General features: G+C 45.1%; 12 protein-coding genes. 2 read left to right on the top strand and 10 right to left on the bottom strand.

The genetic code is table 11. From position 1 onward, the window contains the following. Nucleotides 1-188: 188 nt before the first annotated feature. Both glmS and BIW15_RS12360 read right to left on the bottom strand, forming a co-directional pair. Nucleotides 189-2,021 carry a glutamine--fructose-6-phosphate transaminase (isomerizing) gene (gene glmS, locus BIW15_RS12365; RefSeq protein WP_005453795.1) on the bottom strand — a complete coding sequence of 611 codons (1,833 nt, stop codon included), beginning with the start codon at nt 2,019-2,021 and terminating at the stop codon, nt 189-191. Between the two features lie 114 nt (nt 2,022-2,135). Beyond that, a complete protein-coding gene (locus BIW15_RS12360; RefSeq protein WP_005453786.1) occupies nt 2,136-2,897 on the bottom strand; it encodes a DeoR/GlpR family DNA-binding transcription regulator in 762 nt (253 codons plus the stop codon). A 431-nt stretch (nt 2,898-3,328) separates the two neighbouring features. Here BIW15_RS12360 and pykF point away from each other — a divergent pair, with 431 nt between their 5' ends. Together pykF and BIW15_RS12350 are read left to right on the top strand one after the other, a co-directional pair. Next, the gene (pykF, locus tag BIW15_RS12355; RefSeq protein ID WP_005453794.1) at nt 3,329-4,741 is read left to right on the top strand and encodes a pyruvate kinase PykF; all 1,413 of its coding nucleotides are present in this window, start codon (nt 3,329-3,331) and stop codon (nt 4,739-4,741) included. 157 nt (nt 4,742-4,898) lie between these two features. Continuing rightward, complete coding sequence (locus BIW15_RS12350; protein WP_005480529.1) at nt 4,899-5,567, top strand: GntR family transcriptional regulator; 669 nt, start codon at nt 4,899-4,901, stop codon at nt 5,565-5,567. Nucleotides 5,568-5,660: 93 nt separating this feature from the next. Here BIW15_RS12350 and BIW15_RS12345 read toward each other — a convergent pair whose 3' ends face one another. The 8 genes from BIW15_RS12345 to BIW15_RS12310 all read right to left on the bottom strand — a co-directional run bounded on the left by BIW15_RS12345 (nt 5,661) and on the right by BIW15_RS12310 (nt 16,551). Next, nucleotides 5,661-7,541: a GGDEF domain-containing protein gene (locus tag BIW15_RS12345; protein ID WP_015296200.1), complete on the bottom strand. Its 1,881-nt coding sequence runs from the start codon at nt 7,539-7,541 to the stop codon at nt 5,661-5,663. 111 nt (nt 7,542-7,652) lie between these two features. Beyond that, entirely contained in the window at nt 7,653-8,147 is a 495-nt protein-coding gene (ilvN, locus tag BIW15_RS12340) for an acetolactate synthase small subunit (RefSeq protein WP_077281117.1), read from the bottom strand. A 1-nt stretch (nt 8,148) separates the two neighbouring features. Next, on the bottom strand, nt 8,149-9,873 hold the full coding sequence (locus BIW15_RS12335; protein ID WP_005480580.1) for an acetolactate synthase 3 large subunit: 1,725 nt from the start codon (nt 9,871-9,873) through the stop codon (nt 8,149-8,151). A 450-nt stretch (nt 9,874-10,323) separates the two neighbouring features. Continuing rightward, the gene (locus BIW15_RS12330) at nt 10,324-12,132 is read right to left on the bottom strand and encodes a long-chain fatty acid--CoA ligase (protein ID WP_020840033.1); all 1,809 of its coding nucleotides are present in this window, start codon (nt 12,130-12,132) and stop codon (nt 10,324-10,326) included. Between the two features lie 298 nt (nt 12,133-12,430). Continuing rightward, a complete protein-coding gene (gene calR / locus BIW15_RS12325; protein WP_005459522.1) occupies nt 12,431-13,390 on the bottom strand; it encodes a LysR family transcriptional regulator CalR in 960 nt (319 codons plus the stop codon). Between the two features lie 597 nt (nt 13,391-13,987). Beyond that, nucleotides 13,988-15,034 (bottom strand): MJ1255/VC2487 family glycosyltransferase, encoded by a 1,047-nt coding sequence (locus tag BIW15_RS12320; RefSeq protein WP_005488416.1) that lies wholly within the window; start codon nt 15,032-15,034, stop codon nt 13,988-13,990. A gap of 3 nt (nt 15,035-15,037) precedes the next feature. Beyond that, nucleotides 15,038-15,586, bottom strand: a complete 549-nt coding sequence (locus BIW15_RS12315) for a phosphatase PAP2 family protein (RefSeq protein ID WP_005480556.1) — start codon at nt 15,584-15,586, stop codon at nt 15,038-15,040. 167 nt (nt 15,587-15,753) lie between these two features. Next, nucleotides 15,754-16,551 carry an SH3 domain-containing protein gene (locus BIW15_RS12310; RefSeq protein WP_025558302.1) on the bottom strand — a complete coding sequence of 266 codons (798 nt, stop codon included), beginning with the start codon at nt 16,549-16,551 and terminating at the stop codon, nt 15,754-15,756. Nucleotides 16,552-16,736: the final 185 nt, after the last annotated feature.

The following is a 16,736-nucleotide window of genomic DNA, read 5'->3' as shown; positions in this document are numbered from 1 at the left end:
TGCTTGTTTTCAATGAGGTCATTATTGAACACCGCCTCTGACACCACCCTTTCAACAACATGACATTTTTGTCATGAAAGCAACTTACTGGCGAAGGCGCTTGAGCGCTCCATCACGCTTAGCACAAGACAAAAAAAGCGGCACATGCTCTCGCATGTGCCGCTTAGGATTTTTTCTGTTAAGCGTAATTACTCAACCGTCACCGCTTTCGCTAAGTTACGTGGTTGGTCTACGTCCGTACCTTTGATCAGTGCTACGTAGTAAGACAGCAACTGCATTGGGATGGTGTAGTAGATCGCCGCCGTGATTTCACTAACGTGAGGCATCGTGATGATCTTCATTGTTTCATCGCCTTCGAAGCCTGCGTCTGCATCTGCGAATACGTATAGAAGGCCGCCACGTGCACGCACTTCTTCAACGTTTGATTTTAGCTTCTCAAGTAGGTCGTTGCTTGGTGCAACCACCACAACAGGCATGTCAGCATCAATCAGCGCAAGAGGACCGTGTTTCAGTTCACCCGCCGCGTACGCTTCTGCGTGGATGTAAGAGATCTCTTTCAGTTTTAGAGACGCTTCCATCGCGATTGGGTAGAACTCGCCACGACCTAGGAACAATGTGTGGTGCTTGTCTGCAAAATCCGTTGCTAGTGCTTCAATTTCTTTCTCGAAAGAAAGTGCCGCGTTGATTTGCTTAGGAAGTGCGTGTAGCGCTTCTACAATCTCTTTTTCTTTCTCTTTGCTGATGCGACCTTGCTCTTTACCCAGGGCTGTTACCAGCATAAGTAGTGCAGAAAGCTGAGTCGTGAACGCTTTGGTTGAAGCCACGCCGATTTCGACGCCAGCGCGAGTCATGAATGCAAAATCTGACTCACGAACCAAAGAAGAACCCGCTACGTTACAGATGGTCATCGCCGCCATGTAACCTTTTTCTTTCGCAAGACGAAGTGCTGCTAACGTATCTGCTGTTTCACCAGACTGAGACAACGTAATAAGAAGGCTGTTTGGACGAGTCACAAACTTACGGTAACGGAACTCAGACGCGATTTCGACGTCACAGCTCACGCCAGCAATGTCTTCAAACCAGTAACGCGCTGTCATACCTGCGTTGTAAGACGTACCACACGCGACGATTTGTACGTGTTCTACTTTGCTTAGAATGTCTGCCGCATGCACACCGATCGCATCAGTTACAACAGAGTCTGCCGTGATGCGGCCTTCCATTGTGTTGATCAACGCTTTAGGTTGCTCGTAGATTTCTTTTTGCATGAAATGACGGTATTGGCCTTTATCACCTGCATCGTGCTCTGCATTTGATTCGGTAATTTCACGCTCAACACGTTCGCCAGTCACATCGAAAACCGTTACGTCACGGCGAGTAATTTCTGCTACGTCACCTTCTTCTAGGTACATGAAGCGACGTGTTACGTTAAGAAGTGCAAGTTGGTCAGAAGCAAGGAAGTTCTCACCGACACCAAAACCGATCACGATTGGGCTGCCAGAACGTGCTACGACGATGCGAGATGGGTCTTTACGGTCCATCGCCACTGTGCCGTATGCGCCTTCAAGTTGTTTCGCGGTTTTTTGTACCGCTTCTAGTAGAGATTCAGCTGTACGCAGTTCCCACTCAACCATGTGTGCGATAACTTCTGTATCCGTTTGCGATTCGAATACGTAACCACGAGATTGAAGCAGTTCACGCAACTCTTCGTGATTTTCAATAATACCGTTGTGAACCACCGTGATGTCGCCAGACATGTGCGGGTGAGCGTTGATTTCAGAAGGTTCACCGTGTGTCGCCCAGCGAGTGTGAGCAATACCAGTACCGCCAACCACTTTTGCTTCATCAACCGCGTCCGCTAACTCTTGTACTTTACCTAGGCGACGAATGCGCGTTAGGTTTGCTTCAGCGTCAACAATTGCCACGCCCGCAGAGTCGTAACCGCGGTATTCCAAGCGGCGTAAGCCTTCAACTAAAATTTCTGCAACATCTCGTTGTGCTACTGCACCTACGATTCCACACATGTGTTTATCTCCGTTTGTAGTTTTGTTCTTCCCTAGCCATGTTTCAGATAGAGGCAGCAAGCAAAGGCCTGTATTCAGAGGGAAGTGAAATATGAAACTAGTTACATCATTAGATTAGGCGCAAATGACTTTCACGCCATGTTGTTCAATCTGTACTTTGTGCTCTGGTTGGATATCCGCATCGGTGACCAGCACATCAATTTGATGCCAAGCGAGTTCTAAGTTAGGGATCTTACGGCCGATTTTTTCGGACTCGATCATAACGATGACTTCACGAGAGACTTCTGCCATCACCTTACTTAAGCCAACCAACTCATTAAATGTTGTGGTTCCGCGCTCCAAATCGATGCCATCCGCACCAATAAACAGCTGGTCAAAGTCGTAAGCTCGTAATACAGATTCGGCTACTTTGCCTTGAAAGGATTCAGAGTGCGTATCCCAAGTTCCGCCTGTCATTAGCAGAGTGGGTTCACTCTCTAGTTCGTTAAGGGCATTGGCGACGTGCAACGAGTTGGTCATGACCACCAAGCCACGTTTGTCGTTCAGTTGCTGAATCAGCGCAGCGGTCGTGCTACCGCTGTCTATCACGATTCGATTATGGTCGCGAATCAATGATGCCGCAGCTTTCGCCAAACTTAACTTTCGAGTCGAAACATTAGAGCTTAGTTCTTCATGAATAACTTCCGTAGGGATGGCAATCGCACCACCGTATCGGCGTAAAAGTTGTCCATTTTTTTCTAGAGAAGCTAAGTCCTTTCTAATCGTGACTTCTGAGGTTTCGAACTTTTGAGCCAGTTCATCAACACTGACTTCTCCGAGCTCATTTACCATGTTGGAAATCGCGTGTCTTCTCAGTTGAGTGTTTCGTTTCGACATTTACGTTTTGAATTTAAGTTTCGATGTGAAACTTATTATAGTCAAATCGAAACTTTCAAGTCCATTTATTTCGATCCAAAAAATTAATATTTCTCGATAAAACCTTGTCCTAAGACAATTCTTAAACAGTGATATTGGATTCATTCGGTGGTAGAATTCGCCACCGAAAAGAAAAAAAATTACAGAACTGACGGCTATTTTTTTGCAACTTTCTGCATATAAAGTGGGATTAGTCACAAAAAGGTAACCAAAATCGCCGATCTTTTAGTCATAAAATGACTAAACTTGGTGAAAGACTTTCAGAATCTGAAGTTCAATAATACGGCGGAAAATCGGTGGGTGGCAGGCACTAAATGTCATCAAAAGCGCCTAACTTCAGAGTAAATAACCGACTTTCAAATTGTAACTATACTTACCGGAGAGTATCTTCCATGAAAAAGACCAAAATCGTTTGTACGATTGGCCCTAAAACTGAATCTGTAGAGAAGCTAACTGAACTAGTAAACGCAGGCATGAACGTAATGCGTCTTAACTTCTCTCACGGTGACTACGAAGAACACGGCACTCGTATCGCGAACTTCCGCAAAGTAATGGAAGCTACTGGCAAACAACTAGCAATCCTTCTAGATACTAAAGGTCCAGAAATCCGCACTATCAAACTAGAAGGCGGTAACGACGTTGATCTAGTAGCTGGTCAAGAATTCACTTTCACAACTGACACTTCAGTTGTAGGTAACAAAGACAAAGTTGCAGTAACTTACGCTGGCTTCGCAGCTGACCTAAACGTTGGTAACACTATCCTAGTAGACGACGGTCTAATCGAGATGGAAGTTATCGCAACAACTGACACTGAAGTTAAATGTAAAGTTCTTAACAACGGTGCTCTAGGCGAAAACAAAGGTGTTAACCTTCCTGGCGTATCTGTAAACCTACCTGCTCTATCTGAAAAAGATAAGAACGACCTTAAATTCGGTTGTGAGCAAGGCGTTGATTTCGTAGCTGCATCTTTCATCCGTAAAGCTTCTGACGTTCAAGAAATCCGTGAAGTTCTAGCTGCAAACGGCGGCGAGAACATCCACATCATCTCTAAGATCGAAAACCAAGAAGGTGTTGATAACTTCGATGAGATCCTAGAACTTTCTGACGGCATCATGGTTGCTCGTGGCGACCTAGGTGTTGAAATCCCAGCTGAAGAAGTAATCTTCGCTCAGAAAATGATGATCGAGAAGTGTAACCGTGCACGTAAGATGGTTATCACTGCAACTCAAATGCTTGATTCTATGATCAACAACCCACGTCCTACTCGTGCGGAAGCAGGCGACGTTGCAAACGCAGTAATGGATGGCACAGACGCAGTAATGCTTTCTGGCGAAACAGCAAAAGGTAAATACCCTGTTGAAGCGGTAACTATCATGGCTCAAATCGCTAAACGTACTGACTCTGTACTTAAAGCTGAACTAGGTTCTCGTCTAGACAGCCCACGTCTACGCATCACTGAAGCAGTATGTAAAGGCGCAGTAGACACAGCTGAAAAACTGGCTGCTCCACTGATCGTTGTTGCAACTGAAGGCGGTAAGTCTGCACGTTCAGTACGTAAGTACTTCCCAACTGCAAACATCCTAGCGCTAACAACTAACAAGAAAACTGCAGCACAACTAGTTCTAACTAAGGGTGTTACTCCAGTTGTTGTTGACGCTATCGAAAGCACTGACGCATTCTACGTAGCAGGTAAAGAACTTGCTCTAGAATCTGGTCTAGGTAACAAAGGCGATATCGTAGTAATGGTTTCTGGTGCTCTAGTCGCTTCAGGTACTACGAACACAGCTTCTGTACACGTACTATAAGACTGAATTTTTAACACTTCAGTTTATTGAGAAAGAGGGCTTATGCCCTCTTTTTTTATATGGCTTTCTTGCTCTAATAATACGCTACCTGTATCATTCATCTCACGCAGAACTGCGTACTGTTTAATTTTGTCGTCACGATAAAAAATTCTATGAGGTGTATGTGTCCAGTCCCACTCTTACCGACAAAGTATCAAAAATGATCTGTCAGGATATCCTGACTGGTGAGCTAAAACCTGGTCAAAAACTTGTGGTTGCAGAGCTAAAAGAGAAATACAACGTAGGTGCCTCCCCTATTCGCGAAGCATTGGTTCAGCTATCGTGGAGCAAATACGTCAAACTCGCGCCGCAAAAAGGCTGCTGGGTTGCACCAGTGTGTAAGCATGAGTTGAATGACTTGTATGAAAGCCTACGGATGACGGCTTCATTTCTATTGAAAAAGGCGATCATGACAGGTGATGAGAACTGGGAACTGGACGTCCTAACTTCATACCACAAACTATCTAGAGTGAATCTCGACCAAGGCTTTTGCTGGAGAGAATGGGAAGAACGCCACTATCACTTTCTTGAGGCGTTGCTTGAGGGGGCGAACTCGCACAATTTGTTTACCTTCTTCCGAGATATTTTAAACCAGATCAAGCGTTACCATTACTTTGCTATGCAAGTGCTAGGAACGAACAATCAAGGTCACTGCAATATCGATGAACAAGAGATGATCATGAAGTTATCGCTGTCTAAAAATAGTGACGATGCGGTGCAGTTTCTGGATCGTTATTTGTTGAAGTCGTTGCAATGTGTCGAAACCGCCATCGACAACCCGCTATAAACGTCACGCCAAATCAACTCGCTTATTAACGAAAAAATCGGGTATATCCCGATTTTTTCTTTTTGGTATAAACGGTTCTCTCGCTCATGTGAACTAAGCAATATCATCAATGCTATGACACAAAGAAACGCAGTTTCTACCAGCGCTTTTGGATTCATACAGCGCGATATCTGCGCACTTATAACTTCGAGTTCGATCGGCAGTGAGGTCACTATAACCCGCACTGACGGTAACGGTCATATTGCTTCGCAGCTGAACCGCGACTCGCAAACGATTGAGCACCACTTCGGCCTCTTTAACTGTGGTATGAGGCATGATCACCGCAAACTCCTCACCACCGACACGAGAAACAAAATCCGTAGTGCGCACTTCACGGAGTAACGTTTCTGCGACGCTACAAATGACTTTATCCCCTTCATCGTGACCGCGTTCATCGTTAATGCGCTTAAAGTGGTCAATATCAAACAAAGCCAAACACGTCGTCGGTGTATCAGGATAACGTTCTACAATATTCGCGTAGTGGGTTAATTGTTCTTCAAACTTTCTGCGGTTCCACAGTCCAGTCAAACCGTCTTTCTCACTTAAGTTGCGCAACTGCTCTTCCAACGCTTTACGTTCAGAAATATCCACCAGCGAAGTGATGTAATAGCTGATTTTACCGGACTTTGTTAAGTTCGCTTGGATACGCATGATCGCCGTAAACACATGATTCAATTGGGTACGGCAGCGTACTTCGCCTTCCCAAACATTCTCGCGCCCTAACTTGTTCCAAATGTTTAGCGTCTCTTCGAGGTCTTCAGGAAGCAAAATCAGGCTATGGGCATTTGAGCCTTTCACTTGTTCGGTAGAATAACCCATCATGTTTTCAAACTCTTGGTTGACCATGATGATGCGAAGCGATGCGTCAGAAATCATGACGGCGGTCATACCATCGAGTGCGGCACGGGCTAACTTCGATTCCACACTATGACGACGGTAATGCAGCGCCAACGCGGTAATTGGCAAAGTGAAAACCAGCACAAGACTTAATACAAACAAGGATTCTTGAATAAGGTCATTGATGTCGCGCGTCGCTCTTTTTGACAACTGCTCATTCGAGAGGTCGATGATGAGATGCAAAGGCTCGTTGGAGACAAACTTAATCGAGCTAAACGCAATCAAATGTTCACCGTTATAAGAGTACCCCGCTTGCTCAGATACTACTCGCGGCCATATATCTGGATACATATTCGAGAAATTAAACCGAGAACGCTCAGGAATAATATCGCCATACAAGCGCGACTCGTCAGGACTCGAGATATAAAAGCCTTTGTGCTTAACCAACTCGATATGGAAATCTCGCACTGGGGAATAGTTGAGAAGGGATGACAGATACTCGATATCGACATTCAACACTAAGTAGCCCTGTCGAACGTCATTCACTGAAATTGGCATCAAAATGCGTAGTGACGGACTTAGCGGATAAACCAACTCACCTTTGTCCCTTTCAAGTTCAATCCCCCAAGCTGAGATTTGCTCGTTATCCAAACTCTGCGCGTATTTAAAATACTCTCGCGCAGATTTATCTCGAAGGATCAATGATGGGCCAGCGATGCCGGTTTTGAAATCGTATTTAATGCGAACTTTTTCGGTGCCAGAGGTATCGAGAAAACGGATCTGCTTGTACAGTTTTTGGTTGCGAGCAACCGAGCTCCACATGTTCTCTAAGATGGTCAGATTGGCTTTACTGGGTTCACGTAAGTAATCGTAAAGGCTTTGACTGTGACCAAGTAGGTCGCTGATGGTTTCTATCTGATCTTGAATATTGTTGTATTCGCGCCCGGTGTAAGCCAGTTGGTGTAAGGCTTCTTTGGCGGTGTTTTCAACATTATTCGCTAAGAGGGCTTGGTATTTCTGGTAGTAGTAGGTGGCGGTGAGGGCACTAAAGAATAGTGCTGTCGCCAATAATGTGCCGACCAGCTTTTTTACTTTCACGCGTCCTACAGCCTATGATGCCTACTAAAACGACAATTATATCATTATTTGGCAGCATCTAAACAAAAAGCCACTGTAATACAGTGGCTTTTCGGTCAGATATGAGGCTTGTTAAGGCTTTAACGCTCGTTCTCCACGGGCAATACCCACTACCCCGCTACGTGCTACTTCGACCACTTCGGTGACTTCGGAGATGGCTTGGATGAACGCGTCGAGCTTTTCACTGGTGCCAGCAAGCTGCACTGTGTACTGAGAAGCGGTGACATCCACAATCTGTCCTCGGAAAATATCTGCCGTACGTTTCACTTCCGCTCGCGCAAAACCACTGGCTTTCACTTTCACCATCATCAGTTCACGTTCAATGTGTTTAAACTCAGTAACTTCTTGCACTTTCAGTACATCAATCAACTTGTGTAGCTGTTTCTGGATTTGCTCCAGCTGCATTTCATCCGATGTGGTTGTGATGTTCAAACGCGATAACGTTTCATCATCCGTCGGCGATACGGTCAATGATTCAATGTTGTAACCACGTTGAGAGAACAAGCCGACAACACGAGACAACGCACCCGGTTGGTTTTCCAATAGCAATGAAATAATGTGTCTCATATTAAGTTCTCTCCGTTTTGCTTAGCCACATCTTGTCCATACCTTCGCCTTTAATTTGCATCGGGTATACGTGCTCGGTTTCGTCTACGTTGATATCAACAAACACCAAACGATCTTTCATATCCAACGCTTTTTGTAGCCCTTCTTCGAGCTGATCTGGCGTTTCGATACGAATGCCGACGTGACCATAAGCTTCTGCAATCGCAGCAAAATCCGGAACAGAACTCATGTAAGAGTTAGAGTGGCGACCTTGATAAATTATGTCTTGCCACTGTTTTACCATACCGAGGAATCGGTTATTCAGATTGATGATCTTCACAGGAATATCGTACTGCATGGCCGTCGATAGCTCCTGAATGTTCATCTGGATACTGCCATCACCCGTCACCACCACCACTTCTTCTTCAGGCATCGCGAACTTAACGCCCATACCAGCAGGAAGACCGAAGCCCATTGTGCCCAAGCCACCCGAATTGATCCAACGGCGAGGTTTGTTGAATGGGTAGTACAACGCCGCAAACATTTGGTGCTGGCCTACATCAGACGCCACATACGCGTCACCATTGGTTAGCTTGTGCAGTGTTTCAATGACTTGTTGTGGCTTGATACGATCCGACGACGTTTCGTAAGACAAGCACTGACGATCGCGCCACACTTGAATATCATCCCACCACTTAGTGATCGCCGCTTCATCGTTGCCACAATCTTGCTCTGCCAGTAGACCAAGCATAGTAGTCAGTACTTTTTCAGCAGAGCCTACGATTGGAAGATCCACTTTGACGTTTTTGGAGATCGACGACGGATCAATATCAATGTGCATCACTTTCGCATTTGGACAGTACTTCTCAAGGTTATTGGTGGTGCGGTCATCAAAACGTACCCCAATACCGAAGATTAGATCCGCTTCGTGCATCGCCATATTGGCTTCGTAGGTACCGTGCATACCTAACATACCAAGCGAGTTTTTGTGAGTACCCGGAAATGCACCTAGGCCCATTAAGGTACTGACAACTGGCAGGTTAAGTTTGTCTGCCAGTTCTAAAATATGTTCGTGAGCACCAGAAATGACTGCGCCACCACCGACATAAAGCACCGGTTTTTTCGCTTCAATCAAAGACTTCAGCGCTTTCTTGATTTGGCCTTTATGACCCGAAGTGGTTGGCTTGTATGAACGCATCGAAATGCTTTCTGGATATTGGTAAGGCAGTTTGATTTGCGGATTCATTACGTCTTTAGGCAAATCAATCACAACTGGTCCAGGACGACCCGTTGTTGAAATGTAGAAGGCTTTTTTGATCGTTTCAGGGATATCTTCCGCCTTTTTCACCAAAAAGCTGTGTTTTACTACCGGACGAGAGACGCCCACGATGTCACATTCTTGGAAAGCATCGTTACCAATCAGGCTGTTTGGCACGTTCCCTGAAATCACGATCATCGGAATGGAGTCCATGTACGCCGTTGCAATACCAGTAATGGTATTGGTTGCGCCAGGCCCTGAACATACCAGTACCACGCCCGGCTTACCTGTTGCGCGAGCATAGCCATCAGCCATGTGTGTCGCAGCCTGTTCGTGTCTTACTAGTACGTGTTTAATTTGGTCGGTTTTTGCGTGCAGTGCATCATAGATATCCAAAACGGAACCACCCGGATAACCGAAGATCTGCTCTACGTTTTCCTCTATCAGAGATTGCACCACCATCTCTGCACCTGACAACATTGCTGTCATAATTGCTCTCCTTACCCAGAATTCCACACCGTAAGGTCAACGGTTTGGTCTGGTTTTACATAGTCTAGGTCTTATTCGTAGCCTAATCGAAATACTTCCACGTTTTCGGCTATGTCTTGCGTTCGTCATAACATCCCGCAAGGTTCATCAACAAATGTAACGGTTTATTAGCAACGGGTCTAATGAGAGATATGTCTAGTTTTTAAACAAGACACTAGAAAGCAGAACGATAACAGGAATAGAAGCCAACTAAGCGCAAATATGCAGCACGATCAAAAAACATAACGACAAAAAAAAGAACATAATTTCACAGAGATTTACCCAAACATCAGAAATTCACCCGTTATCTGCATCATCAAGCCGAACTGCTGCACATACAAAAATCCCCAACGATACCAAAAGGTATGGCTGGGGATCTTTTCATCAATCTGAAATCTAAGTCAGTGCTTGTTACTTTTTATCTGACTTTTCGTTGTACATTTCTTCGATTTCGTCTTGGTATTTATCGTTAATCACTTTACGACGCAGTTTTTGCGTTGGCGTTAACTCTCCATCGTCCATCGAGAAAGCTCTTGGTAGCAGTTTGAACTTCTTAACTTGCTCAAATTTCGCCAGTTCTTTTTGCAGTTCATTCACTCGCTTCTCAAGCATTTCGACCACTTGGTGGTGTTTGATAAGCTCAACTCGGTCATGGTATGCAATGTTCAGTTCTTTCGCATATTCTTCAAGAGAGTCAAAACACGGCACAATCAGCGCAGAAACAAACTTGCGTGTATCGGCAATCACCGCAATCTGCTCAATGAAGTGGTCTTTACCAATCGCACCTTCAATCATTTGCGGTGCAATGTATTTACCACCAGAGGTTTTCATCAGTTCTTTAATGCGATCGGTGATGAACAGGTTGCCATTTTCATCAATATGGCCAGCATCACCGGTCTTTAAGAAACCGTGCTCATCAAACGTCTTTTCGGTCTCTTCTGGCATTTTGTAGTAACCGCGCATCACCATCGGGCCACGAACTAGAATCTCGTTGTTTTCGCCAATCTTCACTTGCGCGCCAGGCATCGACATACCGATAGAATCCGGATCAAAGCACTTGTCATCCCAGCACGAAATCGTCGCGGTGGTTTCTGTCATGCCGTAGCCCAACTTCACGTTGATGCCAATCGCATGGAAGAAGCGACCAATGGTTTCATCCAACTTCGCGCCACCACATGGCATAAAGTTGATACGACCACCGAGCAGTGCACGCAGCTTACTGAGCACCAGCTTGTCAGCTAATGCGTGTGCTTTGCGCAGCATCATCGAAGGTTTGCGCTTTTCTTGATGGCAAAGTGCCATTTTCGCGCCCATGTTCACCGCCCAAGTAAACATGATCTTGCGATGAATCGGTGCTCGAGACACTTTCTCGTGAATCGCTGAGAAAATCTTTTCGTAGAAACGAGGAACCGCACACATCACGGTTGGACGCACTTCACTCAAGGCATCGCGCACCTGCATTGTGTCTTGCAAGTAACAGTTCGTCGCACCTTTGTATAATACGTAGAATGTCCAAGCGCGTTCAAATACGTGTGAAAGCGGAAGGAAACACAAAGAAACATCATCTTGAGATAAGCTCAAGCGTTGGTCGTGACCTTCTAGCTGAGCTGCGATGTTGCCATAATCCAACATCACGCCCTTAGGTTGACCCGTTGTACCTGAGGTGTAGATCAGCGTAAGCAAATCATCAACTTTCGCTTGTTCCAAACGCTCATCAAGTTCAGCTTGATGGCTAGTATCACCTTTTGCGACAAAGTCTTTCCAAGAGATAACAAAGTCATGATCGCCAAGCTCAATATCGTCCGACATCGCAACAATCAGCTCTAACTGCTCACATTGTTCAAAAATGCTCACAGCAGCATCAAACTGAGGCTGTTCGCCAACAAACAGAACTTTTACGTCTGCGTTGTCGATGATGTATGCCGACTGAGCAGCAGTATTGGTTGGGTAGATAGGCACCGTCACGCCACGCAGTTGCAGTGCGGCGAAATCAGCAATCGTCCATTGCGGCATATTGTTTGAGAAAATGCCGATCTTATCTTGGACTCCTAAACCCTGAGCCAAAAGTGCAAGCGATAAAGTATCAACTTGCTGACCAAACTGCTCCCAAGTAATACCTTGCCATGCTCCTGCTACTTTATGTTTCAGTGCAACGCGGGTACCACCGTTCGCAATTTGTTCACGAATACGTTTAACGATATGAAAATCTAACTTGGCCATTCTTTTACTTACCTTTTGGCTTACAGGCGTAAGCTATTTGAGCGAACAAGTGTACTCACGCAATGCTAAAACGCAACTGACCAGTATCAAACTTATCACTAATAAGAGACAACTATCACTAATGAACTCAAGGCCCAATTGAAGTTGATGGAGGTTTAGGCAAAATAACTTGCTGTTTCGCTTATTAATTAACCTAAATAAAAAGCCCCGAAAGACAAGCGTCTCTCGGGGCCAAACAATTGTAAAAATTGATGATTACAAATCCAGTCTGACCAGTTCATCAGACCAAATAATAAACTTATTTTGATGCAACCACTTCACCACACGTCACCATTAGCTGGTCACGTAGCCAAATGTGGCCTTTGTCTTTTTCACTTGATTCATGCCAGCTAAGGAAGCCGCTGATTTCTTTGTTCGCAAATGGGAAGTCTAGAATCTGCAGTTGGTCACTGTTCACCGCATTTTCCGCCATCCAGCGTGGTGCGATAGTCACTAACTCAGATTGGCTAACAACGTAAAGCAAGTTGCTTAGGCTTGAACCTTCGTACGCAGCTTGGCAGTCAAGCTCGCGGTACGCCTGCTCAGAGAAGCTACGTTGACCGTGAACTTTAGACAGTTTCGCGTGCTTTTCGTTAATTAGCTGCTCGGCGCTTACGCCACCTTGAATACGTGGGTGCGTTTTCGAAGCGATAACCACCAATTCATCTTTGAAGATTTCTGTGCTTGAGAAACCTTGCTCATCAAAACGAGCGTAATCGATCACGAAGTCGATTTCTTGGTAACGCATACGCTCAGAAAGAAGACGGTCAAATTCCGCGTCTAGATGCAGCTGAACGTTTGGCGCTTGTTGATTAATCTTCGCCATGATTTTTGGAGCAAAGCGCATGTCACATGGGCTGCAAATCGCCAGTTTGAATAGACGAGTTGACGACTCTGGTTGGAATACCGAGCTTGGCAATTCGTTACGGATCAGTTGCAATGCTTGGCGGATAGGGCCAAACAGTTGACGCGCACGTTGAGTTGGTTGAATACCACGGCCCTGACGCATGAACAGTTCATCGTTAAACATCACTTTTAAGCGTGCCACGGCATTACTTACTGCCGGTTGAGACATGCCTAAGTTGTGTGCTGCACGAGTGATATTTTGCTCTTGCATCACAGCATCAAATACAGTCAGTAGGTTCAAATCTACACCACGCAAAGTGCTTTCCATACGGTAGCTAGCAATTGCGCTCATCGCATCTTTCTTCTCTAACATTGAGTGCGCCTCTTTTGTAATCGTCAAATTGTTTCAATGAATTCATAACGAATAGAATCCCATCTCGCACAAAAGACGGCGGCTGGATTCGAATCATTTTTACGAATAGAAACCTAATTTTTATTATATTTATCGTCCGGATACTTCCGGCTCGAAGCGTACTATCAACTAATCGATTGGGGTTTAGCAACTAGATTGACATTTAATCACTAAATTTTAGCCACTTAGGTATTTAATCATTTAAAATCAACAAATTGAGAAAAACATAAAAAACTATAAAACAACTAAAACCACACTCTTTGAGTATGTATTTAGCAAATTGATAAGACTAAGAACAAACATCGAAACACATTTACCCCACCTATCAATAACCAACAGACCAAAAAACACAGCCTATGTCTTTGGCGTAAATTTGCGCGTATCAGTCAAATAATCTGCAATTAAACAATGAATAGAAATGAACGAGAGGGAATAAAAATGCAGCCCTTCGAAATCGAAAAGCTGCATCAAGTACCATGTAGGAATGTTGGAAGAAACGTAATAATAGGTAGTTAATAGTTATTATGTGTTTGCCACAAACAATCCGAGCAAACAAACTTAGATATTGGATACATAGCTCGGAAAATCCACCTGCTCCCACAACTGTTTGGAGAGTTCTTCTTGCGAATCCCACGCCCCTTGTAAAACCCAATTCACGATGGCTTGTGCAACGTCGGGGTATTTAACACTCTCAGCTTGCTGCTCTTTGAGCCACTGACGTACGGTAGAAATGTCTAAACTGTCCATTGCAGTGGCTAACCCAAGATCTTCCAGCGTGGCTACGTTGCTCTGCTGTTCAAATTGTCCTGCCAGTGGTTTCATTAGCAGTTTTTTGCCAAGAGAAAGTGCTTCTGAAGGCAATTCAAAACCACCATTGGCGATGACCCCACAGCAACGATGTAGATGGTGCTGAAAGTTGGTGTGGCACAGCGGACGCAATTCTATGTTCTCCACTTTCTCTACTTCTATCACGTCGGGGTGATAACAAATAAACGTCTGCTGATTAAAGTGGAACAACAAGTCGCAGATGTCCTCAATCGACTCAAACGGTAAATACACCAACACGAAATCATCGTTATCCGCTTGGTTATCCAAAGTGTGAACGATGGGCGGTAGCAACGGCTGATCAAAGTGATACCAGTGCAATCCAAGCTGATGTTGAGATGGAGCAAAATACTCAAGTACTGATTTATCCAGCCAGCTCGCCCCCTTCAGAGGCACTGGATAGCGAAACGCATTTTGGTGACTGATACCGATACACGGCTTATTTTGTTGACGAGCAGCCCAAGCCGTGACGGGTTCAAAGTCGTTGATGATTAAATCATAAGGCGCCAGGTTGAGTTGGTTCACTTCTTTGAAAAAATGAATCAAATTGTTGTTCAAGGCCGTTTTGGCGTAATTGACCGAGCCTTTTTCCGTCACAAACGTAAAACCGCGACGAGTCTGATAATCGCCAAACGCTTCCATTGAAAAGTATTTCTCCGGTGCTCGCCCAGAAAAAAGAAAGTCGACCTGCACATCGTGCGATTCAAATGCCTTGCTCATTGCACGAGCACGTGCGATATGGCCATTTCCCGTACCTTGAACACCGTATAGAATTTTCATTCATTAGCCTCCTACGATCGCAATAGCTAGAGCACCACACGCACTTCCCAACAGCGCCCCTATGATGACGTCAGTAAAGAAATGGACACCGAGCAAAATACGCGCCGTACCAATTAAGCTCGCCCAAAAGAATGCGGCATAACCGAGTTCTGGGTAGTAATGGTTGATAAGTGTTGCCATGACAAACGCAGCAGCAGTATGTCCAGACGGTAAACTGTAGCGATCAGAAGGGGTGATAAAAGCAGGTAACAAAGCGCTCAGTTCTTCGGGACGACGACGTTTAAAGCTGTTTTTTAGCGTCCAGTAAATGGGTAGCTCGACGGCAAATGCCAGCAATCCGGCTAACATAAACCAAGAGCCGTGTTCTTTATCTAAATACCAAGCTAACAGCCCTAAGACGACGTAGAGATGCCCATCTCCACTGTGCGAAACGCCTTTACTGATGTTGGCAACTTGTTGGTTAAAACGATGCTGAAGACATACGCTAGAGAATGCTAAATCAAACTTAGCGATGGTTGCTATTGGCTGTGTGATTGTCTCAATGGTTCGCATGTGACCTTCCCTTACTTTGACAACGCCTTTGTGTGCAAAGTAGGAGGTTTAGGTGACAGCTACATGACGGGAAGTTGGACAATTAGTGACAAAAGTAGAATGGACGGAATAGCGCACATTGATGTGCCCAACCATACCGTTAAACACATCAATAAAAGCAATAAGAATTACGAAGGGTTAGCTGGTGAGGTAGACGGCGTATCGATATACCAAACTTTGCGTTTTTTGCGGCATGCGCGTAATGACCCCGTGGTCACATCACCGTCTTTAGTTAACTCATAGCTCAGCGCTCGACACGTGTAACTGCCCAGCAGCTCGTGTCGGGCACTCGATACAGAATGAGTCGCTTGCTGAGCATCGAACAACGGATTCGGTTGAGTCGACAAAATATCGCGATTCACTACGTTACTGCGTACGTAATCTTGATGCACGTAGCCCTTAATAACGCCTTTTTGTTCAACCAGAATCCAAGGTTCTCCTTCAACTCTCGCCAACGCATTGAACACTTCGCCTTTTTCAAGTTGCCCCAGCTTTGTACTCTCTACACTCGGTTTGGAGCGCAAATTTAACCCCGTTTTTGAACGATAGGAGACATCCATAAACTCCAGCTTGTTAGAGGTATCCACTCCCTCTTCTACTGGCCTGACTATCTCAGCTTGTTGCCACTCATTAGGTTGCACGCGGATCTTCCACCACGAATAGGTGTCAGGATCTTTGCCTTTGAATTTATCTCGGCTGTCCGACTCAAGCGCCACCAGCATTTGATTTAAGAAAGATTCCCGCCCTTCACTGCTTAAGTACATGTCCATTTGATCGCTGATCACCATAATACTTTGCGCATGATCGTTCACGATCACCGGAGAAGCCACCTCAGCATTCGTGTTTGATTGAAACAGCTGACAACCAGATAAGCTGATCAATGTTAATGCGAGTGCCGAACGTCCAAGTTGTTTTGCTGTGACCATGAGTCCTTTACCTTCTGTTTCTCTTCACCTAATGCAACTGCACTACTATAAATGGTCAGCGCGTATTTTCGCCAAGCAATTAAGACCTTTGTGTGATAAGTCGCAATCCCTATACCGGAATTTTGATAACACAAAGCTTTAGGCTGTGATCTTTGTCGCCCGCTCAGGTTCTAGCACGTTTCCTT

This window comes from Vibrio sp. SALL6, from assembly GCF_002002385.1.
In the GTDB taxonomy this organism is placed as follows: Bacteria; Pseudomonadota; Gammaproteobacteria; order Enterobacterales; family Vibrionaceae; genus Vibrio; species Vibrio parahaemolyticus.
This window is presented reverse-complemented; position numbering and strand designations above follow the sequence as displayed.

Coding starts and splice junctions, on each gene's coding strand:
- BIW15_RS12335 (WP_005480580.1), bottom strand. CDS start 9,873: ATGACAGCAATGTTGTCAGGTGCAGAGATGGTGGTGCAATCTCTGATA.
- BIW15_RS12360 (WP_005453786.1), bottom strand. CDS start 2,897: ATGTCGAAACGAAACACTCAACTGAGAAGACACGCGATTTCCAACATG.
- pykF (WP_005453794.1), top strand. CDS start 3,329: ATGAAAAAGACCAAAATCGTTTGTACGATTGGCCCTAAAACTGAATCT.
- BIW15_RS12315 (WP_005480556.1), bottom strand. CDS start 15,586: ATGCGAACCATTGAGACAATCACACAGCCAATAGCAACCATCGCTAAG.
- glmS (WP_005453795.1), bottom strand. CDS start 2,021: ATGTGTGGAATCGTAGGTGCAGTAGCACAACGAGATGTTGCAGAAATT.
- BIW15_RS12320 (WP_005488416.1), bottom strand. CDS start 15,034: ATGAAAATTCTATACGGTGTTCAAGGTACGGGAAATGGCCATATCGCA.
- calR (WP_005459522.1), bottom strand. CDS start 13,390: ATGTTAGAGAAGAAAGATGCGATGAGCGCAATTGCTAGCTACCGTATG.
- ilvN (WP_077281117.1), bottom strand. CDS start 8,147: ATGAGACACATTATTTCATTGCTATTGGAAAACCAACCGGGTGCGTTG.
- BIW15_RS12330 (WP_020840033.1), bottom strand. CDS start 12,132: ATGGCCAAGTTAGATTTTCATATCGTTAAACGTATTCGTGAACAAATT.
- BIW15_RS12310 (WP_025558302.1), bottom strand. CDS start 16,551: ATGGTCACAGCAAAACAACTTGGACGTTCGGCACTCGCATTAACATTG.